Source organism: Asticcacaulis excentricus (assembly GCF_003966695.1).
Lineage (GTDB): Bacteria > Pseudomonadota > Alphaproteobacteria > Caulobacterales > Caulobacteraceae > Asticcacaulis > Asticcacaulis excentricus_A.
In genome coordinates, this window is sequence record NZ_AP018827.1 from 152,873 (window position 1) to 169,265 (window position 16,393).

Annotated in this window: 13 protein-coding genes and 1 tRNA gene; 9 read left to right on the forward strand and 5 right to left on the reverse strand. The window is 58.6% G+C overall.

Annotation, left to right across the window (positions count from 1 at the left end):
* Nucleotides 1-141: 141 nt before the first annotated feature.
* Nucleotides 142-1,347 (reverse strand): pyridoxal phosphate-dependent aminotransferase, encoded by a 1,206-nt coding sequence (locus tag EM6_RS00765; RefSeq protein ID WP_126419577.1) that lies wholly within the window; start codon nt 1,345-1,347, stop codon nt 142-144.
* A gap of 288 nt (nt 1,348-1,635) precedes the next feature.
* On the opposite strand from EM6_RS00765, the gene EM6_RS00770 reads away from it, so the two are divergent.
* From EM6_RS00770 to EM6_RS00775, 3 genes are read left to right on the forward strand one after another with little or no spacing between them, the layout of a single operon-like run.
* The gene (locus EM6_RS00770; protein ID WP_126419578.1) at nt 1,636-2,082 is read left to right on the forward strand and encodes a hypothetical protein; all 447 of its coding nucleotides are present in this window, start codon (nt 1,636-1,638) and stop codon (nt 2,080-2,082) included.
* Nucleotides 2,067-2,453 (forward strand): hypothetical protein, encoded by a 387-nt coding sequence (locus tag EM6_RS17260; RefSeq protein ID WP_172961096.1) that lies wholly within the window; start codon nt 2,067-2,069, stop codon nt 2,451-2,453. The genes EM6_RS00770 and EM6_RS17260 overlap by 16 nt, the downstream gene beginning before the upstream one ends.
* Nucleotides 2,450-4,375 carry an RHS repeat-associated core domain-containing protein gene (locus tag EM6_RS00775; protein ID WP_172961097.1) on the forward strand — a complete coding sequence of 642 codons (1,926 nt, stop codon included), beginning with the start codon at nt 2,450-2,452 and terminating at the stop codon, nt 4,373-4,375. The genes EM6_RS17260 and EM6_RS00775 overlap by 4 nt, the downstream gene beginning before the upstream one ends.
* 702 nt (nt 4,376-5,077) lie before the next feature.
* On the opposite strand, the gene cas2 is transcribed toward EM6_RS00775, so the two are convergent.
* Nucleotides 5,078-5,410, reverse strand: coding sequence for a CRISPR-associated endonuclease Cas2 (gene cas2 / locus EM6_RS00780; RefSeq protein ID WP_197723579.1), 333 nt, complete (start codon nt 5,408-5,410; stop codon nt 5,078-5,080).
* Nucleotides 5,407-5,772 carry a CRISPR-associated endonuclease Cas1 gene (locus EM6_RS00785; RefSeq protein ID WP_126419580.1) on the reverse strand — a complete coding sequence of 122 codons (366 nt, stop codon included), beginning with the start codon at nt 5,770-5,772 and terminating at the stop codon, nt 5,407-5,409. Before EM6_RS00785 ends, cas2 begins: the two co-directional genes overlap by 4 nt.
* A gap of 37 nt (nt 5,773-5,809) precedes the next feature.
* Here EM6_RS00785 and EM6_RS00790 point away from each other — a divergent pair, with 37 nt between their 5' ends.
* A complete protein-coding gene (locus EM6_RS00790; protein WP_126419581.1) occupies nt 5,810-6,106 on the forward strand; it encodes a helix-turn-helix domain-containing protein in 297 nt (98 codons plus the stop codon).
* A 273-nt stretch (nt 6,107-6,379) separates the two neighbouring features.
* Here EM6_RS00790 and EM6_RS00795 read toward each other — a convergent pair.
* Nucleotides 6,380-6,469: transfer RNA gene (locus tag EM6_RS00795), tRNA-Ser, on the reverse strand.
* Nucleotides 6,470-6,839: 370 nt separating this feature from the next.
* On the opposite strand from EM6_RS00795, the gene EM6_RS00800 reads away from it, so the two are divergent.
* On the forward strand, nt 6,840-8,072 hold the full coding sequence (locus tag EM6_RS00800; RefSeq protein WP_126419582.1) for an OmpA family protein: 1,233 nt from the start codon (nt 6,840-6,842) through the stop codon (nt 8,070-8,072).
* 201 nt (nt 8,073-8,273) lie between these two features.
* On the opposite strand, the gene EM6_RS00805 is transcribed toward EM6_RS00800, so the two are convergent.
* A complete protein-coding gene (locus EM6_RS00805; RefSeq protein ID WP_126419583.1) occupies nt 8,274-9,899 on the reverse strand; it encodes a glycosyltransferase family 39 protein in 1,626 nt (541 codons plus the stop codon).
* 373 nt (nt 9,900-10,272) lie between these two features.
* Here EM6_RS00805 and EM6_RS00810 point away from each other — a divergent pair, with 373 nt between their 5' ends.
* The 4 genes from EM6_RS00810 (at nt 10,273) to EM6_RS00825 (ending at nt 16,318) form a co-directional block, all read left to right on the forward strand.
* Nucleotides 10,273-12,750 carry a TonB-dependent receptor gene (locus tag EM6_RS00810; RefSeq protein WP_172961098.1) on the forward strand — a complete coding sequence of 826 codons (2,478 nt, stop codon included), beginning with the start codon at nt 10,273-10,275 and terminating at the stop codon, nt 12,748-12,750.
* 164 nt (nt 12,751-12,914) lie between these two features.
* Entirely contained in the window at nt 12,915-13,961 is a 1,047-nt protein-coding gene (locus EM6_RS00815) for an agmatine deiminase family protein (protein WP_126419585.1), read from the forward strand.
* 100 nt (nt 13,962-14,061) lie between these two features.
* Nucleotides 14,062-14,946, forward strand: coding sequence for an N-carbamoylputrescine amidase (gene aguB, locus EM6_RS00820; RefSeq protein ID WP_126419586.1), 885 nt, complete (start codon nt 14,062-14,064; stop codon nt 14,944-14,946).
* A 94-nt stretch (nt 14,947-15,040) separates the two neighbouring features.
* Nucleotides 15,041-16,318: a metal-dependent hydrolase family protein gene (locus EM6_RS00825; protein WP_126419587.1), complete on the forward strand. Its 1,278-nt coding sequence runs from the start codon at nt 15,041-15,043 to the stop codon at nt 16,316-16,318.
* Nucleotides 16,319-16,393: the final 75 nt, after the last annotated feature.

Below are 16,393 nucleotides of genomic sequence, written 5' to 3' on the forward strand. Positions count from 1 at the left end.
ACTCACGCTCCTCTCCCTTGAGGGAGAGGGTGGCCCGCAGGGGCGGGTGAGGGGGGGGAGCCTCTGTTTGGAACACGTCTCTCGATTACCCCCTCACCCCAACCCTCTCCCTCAAGGGAGAGGGGGCTTGGGAGTGAACCCTTACTTCAGCGAGGCGCAGAAGCGCTGGATGCGCTCGCAGGCCTCGGTCAGCACCGCTTCCGACGTCGCGTAGGAGATTCGGAAGAAGGGCGACAGGCCGAAGGCCGCGCCGTGCACCACGGCGACAGTTTCCTGTTGCAGCAGTTCCGAAGCGAAGTCCTCGTCGGTCTGGATGACCTTGCCCGACGGGGCGGTCTTGCCGATCAGGCCTTCGATCGACGGATAGACATAAAACGCGCCTTCCGGCGTCGGGCAGTGGATGCCTTCGCAGGCATTGAGACCGGCGACGACCAGATCGCGGCGCTTCTGGAACACGGCGGCGCGTTCCGGGATGAAGTCCTGCGGCCCGTTGAGCGCTTCGACGGCGGCCCACTGCGCGATCGAGCAGGGATTGGAGGTCGATTGCGAGATGATCTTGGACATCGCCTTGATCAGCGGCTCAGGCCCGGCCGCATAGCCGATGCGCCAGCCGGTCATCGAATAGGCCTTCGACACGCCGTTCATGGTCAGGGTGCGGTCATAAAGCTCCGGGCAGACCTGCGCGATGGTGGTGTATTTGAAGCCATCAAAGGTCAGGTGCTCGTACATGTCGTCGGTCAGGATCCACACCTGCGGATGACGTTTCAGCACCTCACCCAGCGCCTTCAGCTCGGCCTCAGTATAGGCGGCGCCCGACGGGTTGGACGGCGAGTTGAGGATCAGCCACTTGGTCTTGGGCGTGATGGCGGCTTCCAGCGTTTCCGGCTTCAGCTTGAAGCCCGTGGACATGTCACCGACGGCGAACACCGGCGTTCCGCCGGCCAGCAGCACCATGTCCGGATAGGACACCCAGTAGGGGGCCGGGATGATCACTTCGTCACCGACATTCACCGAAGCCATCAGGGCGTTATAGATGACCGGCTTACCGCCCGGCGACACCGACACCTGCGTCGTCTTGTACTCCAGGCCGTTTTCGCGCTTGAACTTCTCGACGATGGCGGCCTTCAGCTCCGGGATGCCATCGACGTCGGTATAGCGGGTTTCGCCGCGCTTGATCGCCTTGATGGCGGCGTCGCAGATATTTTCCGGCGTGTCGAAGTCCGGTTCACCCGCACCCAACGAGATGACCTTCTTGCCTTGACGGGCCAGTTCGCGCGCCTTGGCGGTCACGGCGAGGGTGGGGGAGGGCTTTACGCGCTTCAGCGTATCGGATTCGACGAAGGTCATGGATGTCGCCTCTTAAATATCTGGCTTTATGGGCGGTGGAGGTTCGCCCCTCTTTTGCGCGAAGGGCGGCGTTTGTCCAGCACTGTTGCAGGATTGTGCGACATTTTCGCAAAGGCGTGGCACAGAGGTCGTACAGATGGTTTCGTGCGGAACGAATCGCGGCGCGCGACGTGGGTGACAAATGGGCTTGAAACGGGTAATATCAACCCATTCAGGGGGGATGATATGCGTCGGGTGCTTTTGATCGTTGCAATCAGTGCGTGTGTCGCCCTGTCCGGGTGCGCTTCAATGCCCGTAGCCAGCGCTTCGGGCGGCATAACGCTGCTGCGCGACGCTTTGAGCGTGTCGGTGGCTGAACTGGAAACCAAAGCCGCCAGCGGCGACGCCCGTGCGCAGTTTTCAACCTCTCTGGTCTATCAGTACGGGCTACAGGGCACACCTGCCGATCCGGTAAAGGCCACGACCTACCGCCAGCAGGCCCTGAGCGCAAAAGGCTATATGCCGATCACGCAATATATCGCCGGGCTCAATGGCAATCCGGGCCGCACAGCCATCATCAATGTGCCGCGCTATGACGTGACCGCCGGCGAGGCCCAGGCCGCCTATCGCTGCGCGCAGGCGGTGGCGCGCCGTGTTGCACCGGCGGTTGGCGCAGCCGCCTGCGGGGCGATAGAGGTTTATGCCGAGCTGGTGTCCCAGTGGTCCGGCGAGGAGAGCAGATGGCCCGTCATTTAGAGTTGAGTGGGGCCGATATTATTCGGCGCAATATGCGCTTTCTGGTCGGGCTGGGGCTGAGTGCGGGGCTGTTGACCGGCCTGATTTCGCTGTGGCCGCATTGGCCCGGCGATATGATCGTACCCTTCCGGTTGCAGCTTGTGGGACTGGCCGTGGCGGGGCTGCTCCTCAGCCTGTGTCTGGCGCGTCGGGCCTTGATGGGTTTTGCCGCTGTGGTGCTGATGCTGCACGCGACCCCTGTGGCCCTGCGGTTGATGCAGCGGCCGGTCCTGCCCGCGACGAGCGATGCCGGACGGCCGCTCAGCCTCGTTTTCAGCAACGCAACGAAGTCTCTCGCTTCTACAACGCCAATGGCACGCTGGACTATGTGACCGATGCCAAGGGCAACCGCACGGCCTTTCAGTATGATAACTTCAACCGTCAGGTCCGCACCTCCTATCCGACGGCCTCGAACGGGGCGAGCACAAACAGCGGCGACTATGAGCAGATCGACTATTCCGGTGCGCGCGTCGGGTCTGTGCGCCTGCGCGACGGTCAGGTGATCGGCTTCCACTACGACGGTCTGGGGCGACTGAGCTACAAGGACAATGCGGTCTCTGAAACCTTCACCTATAACAACTTCAATCAGATCACCTCGCATACGGCCAATAGCCTCACCTCGAACTATAGCTATAATTCACTGGGATGGCTGAAGACGGACGCCCAGCCACTGGGGACGGTGACCTACGACCATGACGGCTTCGGGCGTCGCACGAAGATGACCTATCCGGGCGGCTTCGAGGTCAATTACAGCTACAATGACGGCGACGAACTGACCGATATAAATGCGGGCGGCGCATGGCTGAACTTCGTCTATGACAATCTCGGTCGCCGGACGCAGTTGAACCGCAGCAATGGCCAGACAACGAGCTATGGGTTCGACGGGTCGTTCCGCCTGAACAGCGTCGGGTTCGGCAGCAATACGGTGAGCCTGGGCTATAATGACGCCGATCAGATCGCCTCAAGAACAAACTCGAACGGGGCGTTCAACTATAATCCGGGGACGGTGCTGATCACCTATGGCATAGACGGGCTAAACCGGATTGCCACGGTCAACAGCGCGAATATGAGCTATGATCTGCGCGGCAACTTCACCAGCGATGGTGCCAGTACCTTTACCTACAATACCAACAACCTGATGACATCGGCGACGCAGTCGGGGGTGATGAGCCACCTGACCTATGATGCTGAGAACCGCCTGCATAGCATCAGCAAGTACGACACGACGAAGTTCCTGTACGACGGGGCGGACATCATTGCCGAGTACAATGGTTCAAACCAGCTTCTGCGGCGTTATGTGCATGGTCCGGGGATGGATGAGCCGCTGATCTGGTTCGAAGGGAGCAGCACCAGCGACAAGCGGTTCTTCCACGCGGACAATCAGGGCAGCATCATCGCCACGACGGACAGTTCTGGGAACACCTACGCGACGGTCTATGACGAGTACGGCATCCGCTATGCCAGCAATGAGACCTATGCCGGGAGGTTCAGCTATACGGGTCAGGCCTACCTGCCGGAGATCGGCATGTATTACTACAAGGCGCGGATGTACAATCCGATCATTGGGCGCTTCATGCAGACCGATCCCATCGGCTACGGCGCGGGCCTGAACTGGTATAACTATGTCGGGTCGGACCCGGTCAATTATACAGACCCGTGGGGACTTCAAGAGGAGGAAAAGCAGGATGACTGTGCGCCAGGTGAAACAAGAGGCAGCGATGGAGTGTGCGCGACTGACGTTACCGTGGTGGGCCAACGAGGTCGCGACCTTCTTTCGAACGACCTCGGTCCACTGTGTGCAAAAATTCCCGCTTTCTGCGAATATGATGTCGACATCCTCCCAATTGACCCATTAGTTGGAGAGACCTGTGAAGCGAGTACTGCAGGCAATAAGGCGCTGGGATCGCCTAGCTACAGACAGCGGGTTCGGGAAATGATGAAGGCCTCGCTTGAAAACTGGGGAGGCATTGTTGAGTATGGCTTCATAACAGACGCAGATACAGGCTTAATCGGACCGTTATTCACGAGCGGCGACCGAAGGAAAATATCGAACTCAGCTGTACGAAGCCCGTCTGGCGCTCCAGTTGCCGCAGTGCGATCAAATTTCTCGAATTGGGTGTATACTCACTCTCACCCGAACAACAATCCTCCGTCACCACTATCAAGTGGAGATCGTAAAAATGCTGAATTTTTTGGATGGACAGTTATAGCGGTAGATAAATCGTTTACAGTTCATTGCACTAGGCAGAGGTGAATCATGTTCACATTTCCATTAATTTTCTTAATATCTGCGTCCTTGATCAGCACGCCGGAATTGAGGAAGGAATTTCCAATTGATCCTCAAGATAAAATCATCGTCAGAGATGCTATTTCGAGATGGATAAGGAGTGTAAGTTCTACTGAAAAAAAGGAAATGGAAGACAGGGTCCCAATGGTCTTTAGATTAAGAGATATGAGGTGTGTGGTTCTCGTGTTGAGAGCTTCGTCAGTAGGGGGGGAGCCGGTTTATTGTTATAAAATAAATTCAAACGATATTATTTATTCTATTGAGGACGTCGAATAATTTTATAAACCGGCCTCGAAGCGGCATGGCTTATGGGTACAACTGACAACGTCAGGGGCGCATCTGCAGATATAACTGTTGGTGGGTTAAGTGGTAGTTTAGGATACGGAACTACTCTCAATGTTAACCGGAGTGGAATTTCTAATTTGAAGCGTTTCGGTTGGGCTCTGACGTCGTTTCTGCTAAGACCTAGTCGGGAGGGCGTTAAACTCCCAACTAGTTGCGGTTGGGCTCCGACGTCGTTTCTGCTAAGACATCGGGCAACTGATCATTATGGCAAAACAGGTTGCGGTTGGGCTCCGACGTCGTTTCTGCTAAGACTGCCCTTGCGAAACGCTATGTTTCGCAAGGGTTTTCTTTAGTTTTGACGTGAAAAAAGCGCTCATAATTTCCTCAAAACAGCGCCAGTTGTTCCGGATTTTTCGGCAAAGCTGATTCGCTTTGTCCTCTGAAACTGACGATTTGTGCGTACTGCTTGTCCGTAAAGTACAGTATATCTACTTTTCCATGCGCGGGCACGGCTTTTCCAATCTTGCGCGTGATGGCCTCGGCCTTTTCTCTTGAGAAGGCAAAACGGGCATAGACGGACAATTGCACCATCTCAAAACCCTGATCGAGCAGAAAGAGGCGGAACTTGCCGGCGCGTTTGCGTTCGGCAGAGGTGACGACGGGCAGGTCAAACAGGGCCATGATCCACATGATGCGATATGCCGAAAGATGAGTCATGCTTCATCCCTCAGCGGAATGAGCGGGCGAGGGAGGTCCAGCTTATCGACCTCTTTGAGATAGGCTTTCGCCAGCGAGTTGGTCAGCCGGGACAGGCAGACGGACAAAGGGGTGCGGCCATTGGCGGTCTGATAATCCAGCGACAGCATGCGAGTCAGTTGCCGCTTGACCGCAGGGGTAAGCTCGGTGTCTCCGGCCTCCCACAGGGTTTTGGCCACCATATCGACCGCCGGGCGAAAGGGCTCCATAAGGTCGTCAGCCAGTCGCAAGGCTTCACCGCGACTTTGATGATGGATTGATAATGACGGGTGAAGACCCGCACCGGCTATGGCCCGCGCGGTGGCGGCGCGCAGACCCACCATAGCGATAATGCCACGTCAGGCGGGGAGGACAGTTGATATGACCAGCCCAGCGCAAAATGAGCCGCAGAAACTCGCCTACCGCATTGACGAAGCCGTCAAGGCTAGCGGCTTGGGGCGTTCATTCTTGTACGAGCGCATGGCCGATGGTTCGCTCAAGTCCGTCAAGATCGGCGGGCGTAGGCTGATCATGCGCGACGACCTTTTGCGGTTTCTCTGCGGAGACATCGCGGTCGCAAGTGAGGTCGAGGCCCCCAGAGCAAAACCAAAGCCCAAATCAGCGAGCCGGGCGGGCGTCCTCCCGTTTGGCCAGCTTGAACTCCCGTGGCGGCGGTAAGCTATAAGTAGAGGCATCACCTGCACACCGCAGTGCGAGAATCATGAACGCGACGCAGTACCAGCGGCTACCGCCAAACTTGACCTGTACTGCGGTGCAGGGGAGGGGGCGCGGTGACGTTGATACTTAACGTGTTACCGAAAAACCACATCGCCAATCAAATGCGTCCGACGACATCCACACATATCCGCTCAAACCGCTGGGGTGAGTGCTGGGGTTGGAGCGTCAAGCGAATGGAAAAAGTAAGTAAATTCAGAGACTTAATGGGGTGAATGGCGGAGAGGGTGGGATTCGAACCCACGGTAGGCTTGCACCTACGCCGCATTTCGAGTGCGGTACATTCGACCACTCTGCCACCTCTCCGTATATCAAGGCGTATTCATTTCGTCCGTGGACGTCGCCCGGTGGTCGCGGGCAGGGCCGTTCTCCTACTCATTAGCGTTTCGCAACGCAAGCCCCTTTCCACAGTTCTTCACATTTAATTATTGAAAACTTACGGCCCGAAGACGAGGACGTAGGGCAACTGCGTCCGAAAAGTGGCACTCACCCTTGTAGTGTCTTTCAGGTGTCAGTCGTCGTTAAAGACGTATTAATGGGCACATTTTCAACCAAAATGGCATTTTAGGTGCTATGCAAAATTTGTTCCCACAGTTATGTAGGCGTTTGTAATTACGGTTAGTCCGTCGTGCGTATATTCGGCGGCCTCATCGATGGCCAAGAGAGGGCATTACACATGAAACTCAACTTGCTGGCGGGCGCTGCGCTCGTCGCACTGGCGATGGCGTCTGGCGCCGCCGCTCAGGAAGCCGAAGGCTGGTACGGCGCTGTCGACCTCGGCTACAATCAGAAATCCGAATATGGCGCGAAGTCGGCCAACAACATGCCGGACGGCTCGCCGTTCGCTTATGATGTCTCGACGGAAAATGACTGGGCCGGCTTTGCTCGCCTCGGTTACCGCTACAACCCGAACTGGCGCGTCGAATTCGAAGGCGGCTACCGTCCGGGTGACGTCGATGCCGCTCGTGGCTTCGCTCGCGTCTATGGTCCGGCCGCTACTTTCGGTACCGGTACGGCTCCGCGTGACACCGCGCTCTGCACGCCGGGCGTGACCCGCACGGCTTCGACCCCCTGCGGCAGCCCGGTGGGTTCGTTCGATCAGACGACCTTCATGGCGAACCTGATCTACGATTTCATCCCGGAATCGAAGTTCCATCCGTTCGTCGGTCTGGGTATCGGTCTGGACCGCGTGAAGGCTGACTTCACGGGTCAGTACTCGGTCAACCCGGGCGGTACCGGTCGTAACCTGACCATCTCCGGTGAAGACACCGTCGCTGCCTATCAGGCGCTGGCTGGTTTCGCTTGGGCTCTTTCGGATCGCCTGAACCTCGACCTGACCTACCGCTACCTGACCACGGAAGAAGTTAATCTGAATGCGACTTCGACCACCACGGCTCTGAACCCCGGTTCGTTCTCGGGCAAGTTCGACGATCAGACCCTGACCGTCGGCCTGCGCTGGTCGTTTGGTGCGCCTCCGCCGCCCCCGCCGCCCCCGCCGCCCCCGCCGCCTCCGCCCCCCCCGCCGCCTCCGCCGCCTCCGCCTCCGCCGGTGGTTGAAGAAGCGGTGAAGTACGAAGCCCGCGAATTCATCGTGTACTTCGAATTCGATCAGTCCACCCTGACCGCCGACGCGCAAGCGATCGTGCAGCAGGCCGCTGATTACGCGAAGGCCGGTAACGCGACCCGCGTGGTTGTCGTGGGTCACGCCGATACCTCAGGTTCGGCCGCCTACAACATCCGTCTGTCGGAACGTCGCGCCAAGACTGTGGCTGACGCTCTTGCCGGTCTCGGCGTGTCGGGTTCGATCCTGGCCGTTGACTGGAAGGGTGAATCGGCTCCGGCAGTCGCCACCGGCGACGGCGTGAAGGAACCGCTGAACCGTCGTTCGACCATCGACATCGCGTTCTAATCGAACGCTGTCGGTATCGACAGACAACAAGAAACCCGGCCTGTTCGCAGGCCGGGTTTTTTTGTGCTTGCGGCGGGCGGTGGAAGCGCTTGAAGATCGCCGGGCTGCGGGCCACCCTGTTACTTACTGCTGGGGGATGGGGACGTTTGCGAGGTGCAGGGGCCTGAGGCCCCTGCGTCTGATCATCTCTCCGAAACGCGCCTACTGATCGTCGTCCGGGGCCTCAAGCGATGAGCCGAGCGGATGCCCCGTCCGCGGATCACGCGGGGCGCGCTGGAAGCCGTAGGCCCGGAACAGGGTAAAGTCGCGCGTGCGTTTGTGATCGAGCGCGATTTTCAGCGATTCGCCCGGTCCGGTAGCTGCAAAGTCTCGGCGAATATCCGGGATAAAGCCATCGACATAGGAGACGATCAGCACATTCTGGCCCGTATCGGCGGTCAGTGGGGTTTCCGTTTCCGCCTGTGACTTGGGATGGGCCTCGCGCACCCAGGCCTTGAGCGGCACGTCGGGATTAGCGGTGAACCAGTCACGGCCATAATAGGCGAGGGCGTTATAAACATTGCGATTATCGACCGCGATGGCCGTCGGACGAACCTCCGTCTGAGCCTTGGCGATGACGGCATGGGTAAGGGTGTCCCAGCCGCGCGCCCGCTTCACCGTATTGCCGAGACCGAGCGTATGGGTGAGGGTCTCCGAGACCGCGCCCAGCATAAAGATGGCCATAATCGCCACCTGAATGGCCAACCCCACCCCCAGCGCCGGCCGCCACAATCTGTGTGACCGGATAGCCACGCTGAAACCCGTCACCACAAAGGCCGCGACCAGCAAACTGGCCGGCACATAGGCCGAAGCGGCCCAGTTGGCATTGGCGCGCGACAGGAGGGCCTGCACGCTGACGAAGATCAGAGGCGGCAGGGTGAGGCAGGCCAGACCGATCAGAGCGCTGCGCTGGGCGGCATCGGCTTCGCGGTGCAATAGGCCCGCACGCGGCCGCACAAGCCCCGCTATGCCGAGCAGCATCAGGACCACGGGCACGGGGCCAAAGACACCGAGTTGGTCTCGCCAGAATTTCAGCAGGGAGGTCGGGTTAAACAGCTTGCCCCAATGCCAGTTGGCATTGTCGGCGGTATGCGACACGGTCTGAAAGCCGTGCGTGGCATTCCAGTACAGGTTGGGCGACATCAGCACGACAAAGGCCCCGGCAAACAGGGCCAGGCTGCGCAGGTTCCAGCTACGCCGCACCGAGGGCACCAGCACGGCATGGGCGGCCGCCCCGATCAGGAAGTACAGACAGGCATATTTGCTGAGGAAGGCGGCCCCGAAGGCGAGCCCCATACCCAACGCGGCCTTCAGGCGGGCCTTTTCTGCGTTTGTGGTGAGAAAAACACTGTAAAAATAAAGTGTTGCCGACAGAAAGAACATCAGCGGTGCATCGGTGGAAATGACCGCCGACGACAGCACAACGCCCGGCATCAGACTGTATATAATGGCGGCGCACAGGCCGGTGGCCTCGTTAAACAGCCGTTGACCGGCGCCCCACAGACACAGCGCTGCCCCCAGATGCAGGAAGGGCGCAAACAGCCGCACAAAGGGCTCGGCATCCGACCCCAGCGTGGACAGGTGGATCAGCCACGCGATCATTGGGGGCTTGGAATAGTAGCCAAAGTCAAGTTGCCGCGACCACAGCCAGTATTGCGCCTCATCCGGATAGAGATTGGTGTAGGTGCTGAACAGAAGCGCGACGCGCAGCAAAAACAGCAGCCCCAGCCCCCACAGAACGTAACGCGCCGGAGCGGACAGGGGAGCGGGTGCGGTGTGCTGAGACATGGAGAAACGTCGCTTGCGGGAGAGAATCTTGTGCGGTGCGCCATTTCATTACCGCTCAAAAGAGAAAGCACTGAGGCGCGTTCCGCGTTGAATGACACGCCCGCGCCCGATGTGCAAACACGAATGGTTACGGACTGTATCGCATAAGTGCCTTTGCCTGACATAAACTGTGGCAATTTAAGCGCAGATCGTTCCGCCTGTCACAATTGTCATCAAACCTTCGCACTTTTGGCTCAAAAAGCGGCACAAAAGCGGCTAAAGGTGTCTACTGACCTAAACGTTTAAGTGATGGTGCTTGAAAACGGGCATGGGCGTGATCCGCGTCACAGCGCCGCTTTTCTGTTTTGTGAACCTGGAGAGGGGATACTCCGATATGAAAATGAACAAGTGGATTATGGCCGGTACGGCCCTGACGGGCCTCTTCGCCTCGCACGGCGCCTTCGCCCAATCGACCGCTTCGCAAGAAGTTGAAAAGGTCACAGAGGTTGTTGTCACGGGCCAGCGTAATGTGGGCTCTACGAAGCGCGAGCGTGGCACCAAGGCCAAGACGACGATTGGTCAGGACTACCTCTCTCAGTCATCATCGGGCCAAACCTTTGCTGACGCCCTGAACCTCGTCCCGGGTTATAACTTCACCAACAACGATGCCTATGGCTCTTCGGGCGGTGAAATCATGATGCGCGGTCTCGACAGTGCCCGCATCTCGCTGGCCGTTGACGGTATCCAGCTTAATGACTCTGGTAACTATGCTATCTACACCAACCAGATGATCGAAAGCGAGCTGTTGTGCTCGGCTTCGGTTCAAACCGGCGCTACGGACGTTGACTCCATTTCCGCTTCGGCAACGGGCGGTACGGTAAACGTCTCGACCTGTAATCCGGAGACCGTCATGGGCGGTGTGGTGAAGGTCGCTGTCGGTCAGGAAAATCACAAGAGCGGTTTCCTGCGCTTTGATACCGGCAAGTTCGGTCCTTGGGGCACGACGGCTTACGTCGCTTACACCGGCGCTTATACCGATACCTGGACGGTTGAAACTCCCGATAATCTGCGCCTTCAAAAGAACCAGTATAACGCCATGATCCACCAGAACGTGGGGGACAACGGCTCGTTCATCAGCATGGCTCTACACTGGAACGAAAACCGCAACCACTTCATCGGCACCCAAAGCAAGGCTCAGATCGCGACGCGCGGTTACGGGGTTTCAACGAGCACTCTGGCTTCGGTCAACCCTTCGGACACGGGTAACATCCGCATCAAGTCAAAGTGGGTCCTCAGCGATAAACTGACACTGACGGTTGATCCTTCCTTCCAGTATGTTATGGCTCTCGGTGGCTCGACAGGCACTCTCTCCGAAAGCAGCCCGCAACTCATTGGTTCTCGCGTGGGTGACACCACGGTCCTGAAACTTAGCGGAACGACGCGGTATTTCGATACGAACGGCAATAATACGCTCGATACGCTCAGCATTTATCGCCCGAACATCACCAACACGCATCGTTATGGTCTCCAGTCGGGTTTGATTTATCGCTTTACCGATACGCAACTGATCCGCTTCAATGCGTCGTTTGATCGTGCCAATCACCGTCAGACGGGTGAGGCCACCCTGCTAGACGCAAATGGTGCGCCGATTGACCTGTTTGCCGGTAAGGAAAACACGTCGCTGCGCATCAAGACGGCCGATGGCTTCCACTTCCGTCGCCGTGACCGTTTCTCGAAAGCGAATGTCGATGTGTTCTCCATCGAATATTCGGGCCGTTTCTTCGATGAAAAACTGTTCGTGTCGCTGGGGCTGCGCAATCAGAAGCTGGAGCGTGAGCTGAACCAGTTCTGCTACACGCAAGTGAATACCAATGGTTCGATCAACCCTTACTGCTCGACCCAGAACTGGTCGTCTCAAAAGACGACGGCTGACGGGAAGTACAAGGTCGTGACCTTGCAACAGCAAGGCACCCCGTCCACGATCCAGTACATTGCGCCCTATGCGAACTCGATTTCGTTCGAAAAGACCATGCCGAACATCGGCTTGACGTGGAACTTTGAAAATGGTGGCCAGGTCTTTGCGACCTACGCAGAGTCCCTTTCATCCCCGCGCACGGACGCTCTTTATGACGTCGATTACGATGCCGCCAGCAACAGCGTGAAGATCCGTAATCCGAACCCGGAAACGTCCGAGACGGTTGAAGTCGGTTATCGCTACACCACTGCGAACTTCAATGCGACGGCTACGGCCTTCTCTTCTCTGGATAAAGACCGTCTGGTCGAAGCCTTTGTGCAGGACGATCCGACCGATGTCGGTTATTCGGCCTTTACCAATATCGGCAAGGTGAAGCGTAACGGTTACGAACTGAGCAGCAACTATCGCCCGGTCCCGAACCTCACCTTGAACGCGGGTCTGACCTATACCGACACCGAACTGCAACAGGATATCCCGAACGGTTTCCGCAACGGCGTTCAGCGTCTTCTCCCGACCAAGGGCAAGGCTCTGACCGGTATGCCTAAGTGGATGTGGACGGCTGGTGTGGACTTCGATCCAACCGACAAGCTGAGCATCAATCTGAATGCCAAGTATGTTGGTGACCGTTTCTACACCTTCGTGAACGATGAAGTGGCTCCGCATTATGTTCTTTGGAACGCTTCGGCTCGTTACGATCTGCCGTTCTTTAAGGAAGGCACCTATGTTCAGTTGAACATCGTGAACCTGTTCGATGAACAGTACCTGACCGGTACCGGTTATCAGAACACGGCGCTCGGCTTCATCGATAACGCCGGTGGTACGGTCAGCGCTTCGACCGTCTTCTATCAGCAAGGTGCACCGCGTACGGTTAGCATCGCGCTCCGCACCAAGTTCTAAGACCGGATACGGTTTGACGAACACGAGCGGCTCTCCGGAAACGGAGGGCCGCTTTTTTTTTGTGTCGCATTCTGCGACCTGTCGTCACGGAAAGGCATGGTCAAACCGCTTGACGCTGTGTAAAAGGGCCGCAATCCAAGTTTCGCTTTTTTCCGGGGTCCGGCATGAGCCAAAATCCGAACCTTTCGCGCATCGTTCCCGCTGAGTGGGAGCCGCACAAGGCCATGTGGGTCGGGTTTCCCAGCCACGAAAACCTGTGGCAGGAAGATCTGATCGAGGCTCAGGCCGAGGTGGCGGCGCTGGTGCGCGTGCTGGCCGAAGCCGGCGATGAGCACGTCAAGCTGATGGTGATGGGCGAGGCGGCGCGCAAGGCGGCGCAATCGCTGTTGTCCGACGTGAAAAAGGTCGAGATCGTCGATGGGCGTTTCGGCGACATCTGGTTCCGCGATACCGGCCCCATCTACGTCAATGTTGAGGATGCGCAGGACCGTCATGCGGCTCTGCCCGTGGCCTTCCTCAACAACGGCTGGGGTGGCAAATATCACCTGAAGTACGACGATCAGGTCGCCGCTCAGGTGGCCGAACACGATGGCTATGTGCCGGAAACACAAGAGTTTGTGCTCGAAGGTGGCTCGCTGGAGCACGACGGGTTCGGCACTGTCCTCACCACGCGCCAGTGCCTGCTCAATCCGAATCGCAACCCCGATTGGACGCAGTCCACGGCTGAGCGCGCGTTGCAGGACGCGCTGGGGGCGCGCAAGATCATCTGGCTTGATGACGGCCTGCTCAACGATCATACGGATGGCCATATCGACAATCTGGCGCGCTTTGTGGCACCGGGCGTGGTGGTCTGCCCCGTGGGTTATGGCGCCGATGACCCCAATGCCGACCTCTATAATGCGGTGGCCAAAACCCTCAGCCAGCAGACCGACGCGCGCGGCGTCAAACTTCAGGTGGTGCGTATCCCGTCGCCGGGCCGCACGGTGGACGAGGACGGCGAAATCATCCCGGCCTCGCACATGAATTTCCTGATCGCCAATGATTGCGTCATCGTGCCGGTCTATAATGAGCGGCCGGGCGAAATGGCGGTTGAGGCGCTGCAAACCCTGTTTGCCGAACGTCAGGTGTTTGGTCTGCCGTCCAACGCCATCCTGACCGGGGGCGGCTCCTTCCATTGTATCAGCCAGCAAGTGCCGCTGATCAAGGCCTGAAAATAATTCATACCGCCCCACTTGTGGGGCGGGGGACCGCGGCCATTTATGGCCGGGGTGGTGGGGGCTTTTCCCCCTTCACACTCGCGGAGTATCCAGCATGACCCGAATCGTATCCGTTGCCGCGCTGCAAACCGCCTATGGCCCCGACATGGCCGCGAACATCGCCAAAACCGAGGCGCTGGTGCGCGAAGCGGCGGCCAAGGGCGCGCAGATCATCCTGCCGTCGGAGCTGTTTCAGGGCGAATATTTCTGCGTCAGTCAGGAGGAGCGCTGGTTTGCCACGGCCTTCCCGTGGCGCAGCCATCCGTGTGTCCTCGCCATGCAAAAACTGGCGGCCGAGCTGAATGTGGTCATCCCCACCTCGATCTACGAGAAGGAAGGTCCGCACTATTTCAACTCGCTGGTCATGATCGACGCGGGCGGGGAGCTTTTGGGTGTCTATCGCAAAAGCCATATCCCTGACGGCCCCGGCTATCAGGAAAAATACTATTTCCGTCCGGGGGATACGGGCTTCAAGGTGTGGGATACCCGGTTCGCCCGCGTGGGCGTCGGTATCTGCTGGGATCAGTGGTATCCGGAAGCGGCGCGCGCCATGGCGCTGCTGGGGGCGGAGATTTTGTTCTACCCGACCGCCATCGGCTCCGAGCCGCACGACGCCGAACTGGATACGGCGGCCCCGTGGCAGCGCGTCATGCAGGGCCATGCCGTTGCCAATGTCATCCCGGTGGTGGCCTCCAACCGCATCGGCACTGAAAGCCTGATTTCGCCGCAAAACGGCTGCGGTCAGACCTTCTATGGCCACAGCTTCATCGCCAACCATCGCGGCGACAAGGTGGTGGAGTACGGCAAGGGCGAAGAGGGCGTGCTGGTGGCCGAATTCGACCTCGATTACCTGAATACGCACCGCGCCGCCTGGGGCTTCTTCCGCGACCGCCGCACCGATCTTTACGGCGCGCTGGCCAGCCCGCGGCCGGTGGCCTGACCGTCTGTGAACGGCCTCTGTAAGCGCGTAATAAACCCTTACATTCCCTGCCGCCTTGTGCCTATTCTGCCGGGATAGCGTTAAGGGGCTGAATATGAAGATGCGTAAGGCGGGCGTGGCGTGGGCGGTGATGATGCTGATGGCGGGGGCTGCGCAGGCAGCCACAGTCGCCGTCAAGGCCGACCGCCTGATCGAGGTCGAAACCGGCAAGGTGATCGAGCAGCCGCTGGTGATCGTCACGGACGGCCGCATCACGGCGGTCGGCAGCGCCCTGACGATGAAGCCGCCGGCCGGCGCTGACTATGTCGATCTGCCCGGTGTGACTCTGCTGCCCGGCCTGATCGACATGCACGTCCACCTCGACAACAGCCCGGAATATGGCGGCTATAGCGGTCTGTCGCATACGGATCGTTTCTGGGCCTTTGTGGCGGCGGCCAATGCCGAAAAGACGCTGAGAGCCGGGTTTACCACCGTGCGCAATGTCGGCGCCGGGGATTATAACGACATCGGCCTGCGCGAAGCGATTGATGAGGGTGTATTGCCGGGGCCGCGCATCGTGGCGGCGGGCCTGAGCTTTGGCGCTACCGGCGGCCATTGTGATTCGACCTGGCTGCCGCCGTCTTTCGACGCCAAAAACCCGCTCAATGCCGACAGTCCGTGGGAGGCACGCAAATCGGTGCGCACCCTGAAAAAGTACGGGGCGGACGTCATCAAGATCTGCGCCACATCCGGCGTCTTTTCGCGCGGGGCCAGCGTCGGCGCGCAGCAACTGACCTTTGAGGAAATGGCTGCGGTCGCTGACGAAGCGCACATGGCCGGCATGAAGGTCGCCGCTCACGCGCATGGGGCCGACGGTATCAAGATGGCGCTGCGGGCTGGGGTCGATACGATCGAACACGCCAGTCTGGTGGACGACGAGGGGATAAGGCTGGCCAAAGAGAAGGGGGCCTACTTCTCGATGGACATCTACAATACCGACTACACGCAGTCCGAAGGCCAGCGCAACGGCGTGGCCGAAGAGAGCCTGCGCAAGGATCGTGAAATCGCCGAGTTGCAGCGCCAGAACTACGGCAAGGCGCTGAAGGCCGGGGTGAAGATGGTCTATGGCACCGACGCCGGCATCTATCCGCACGGCGACAATGCCCGTCAGTTCGCCGTTATGGTGCGCTATGGCGCGACGCCGCTTCAGGCCATCCAGTCGGCGACGGTGATTGCGGCTGAGGCGCTGGGGCGGTCTGAGGATGTCGGCAGCCTCAAGCCCGGTCACTATGGCGACATGGTCGGAGTCGTGGGAAATCCACTAAAGGATGTAACCCTGCTGGAGCGACCCGTCTTTGTCATGAAGGCTGGAGACGTGATCACGAAACCGTGACAATGTCAGAATTGACTTACATATTTGAAACATAAGGATATTTTGTTATTGTAACACAAATTAGAACGACGTTAC

What these genes read in the sequence shown, in the direction of transcription:
- EM6_RS00800 (WP_126419582.1), top strand. Translation starts at nt 6,840, where the DNA reads ATGAAACTCAACTTGCTGGCGGGCGCTGCGCTCGTCGCACTGGCGATG.
- EM6_RS00815 (WP_126419585.1), top strand. Translation starts at nt 12,915, where the DNA reads ATGAGCCAAAATCCGAACCTTTCGCGCATCGTTCCCGCTGAGTGGGAG.
- EM6_RS00765 (WP_126419577.1), bottom strand. Translation starts at nt 1,347, where the DNA reads ATGACCTTCGTCGAATCCGATACGCTGAAGCGCGTAAAGCCCTCCCCC.
- EM6_RS00785 (WP_126419580.1), bottom strand. Translation starts at nt 5,772, where the DNA reads ATGGTGGGTCTGCGCGCCGCCACCGCGCGGGCCATAGCCGGTGCGGGT.
- EM6_RS00805 (WP_126419583.1), bottom strand. Translation starts at nt 9,899, where the DNA reads ATGTCTCAGCACACCGCACCCGCTCCCCTGTCCGCTCCGGCGCGTTAC.
- EM6_RS17260 (WP_172961096.1), top strand. Translation starts at nt 2,067, where the DNA reads ATGGCCCGTCATTTAGAGTTGAGTGGGGCCGATATTATTCGGCGCAAT.
- EM6_RS00770 (WP_126419578.1), top strand. Translation starts at nt 1,636, where the DNA reads ATGCCCGTAGCCAGCGCTTCGGGCGGCATAACGCTGCTGCGCGACGCT.
- cas2 (WP_197723579.1), bottom strand. Translation starts at nt 5,410, where the DNA reads ATGACTCATCTTTCGGCATATCGCATCATGTGGATCATGGCCCTGTTT.
- aguB (WP_126419586.1), top strand. Translation starts at nt 14,062, where the DNA reads ATGACCCGAATCGTATCCGTTGCCGCGCTGCAAACCGCCTATGGCCCC.
- EM6_RS00790 (WP_126419581.1), top strand. Translation starts at nt 5,810, where the DNA reads ATGACCAGCCCAGCGCAAAATGAGCCGCAGAAACTCGCCTACCGCATT.
- EM6_RS00810 (WP_172961098.1), top strand. Translation starts at nt 10,273, where the DNA reads ATGAAAATGAACAAGTGGATTATGGCCGGTACGGCCCTGACGGGCCTC.
- EM6_RS00825 (WP_126419587.1), top strand. Translation starts at nt 15,041, where the DNA reads ATGAAGATGCGTAAGGCGGGCGTGGCGTGGGCGGTGATGATGCTGATG.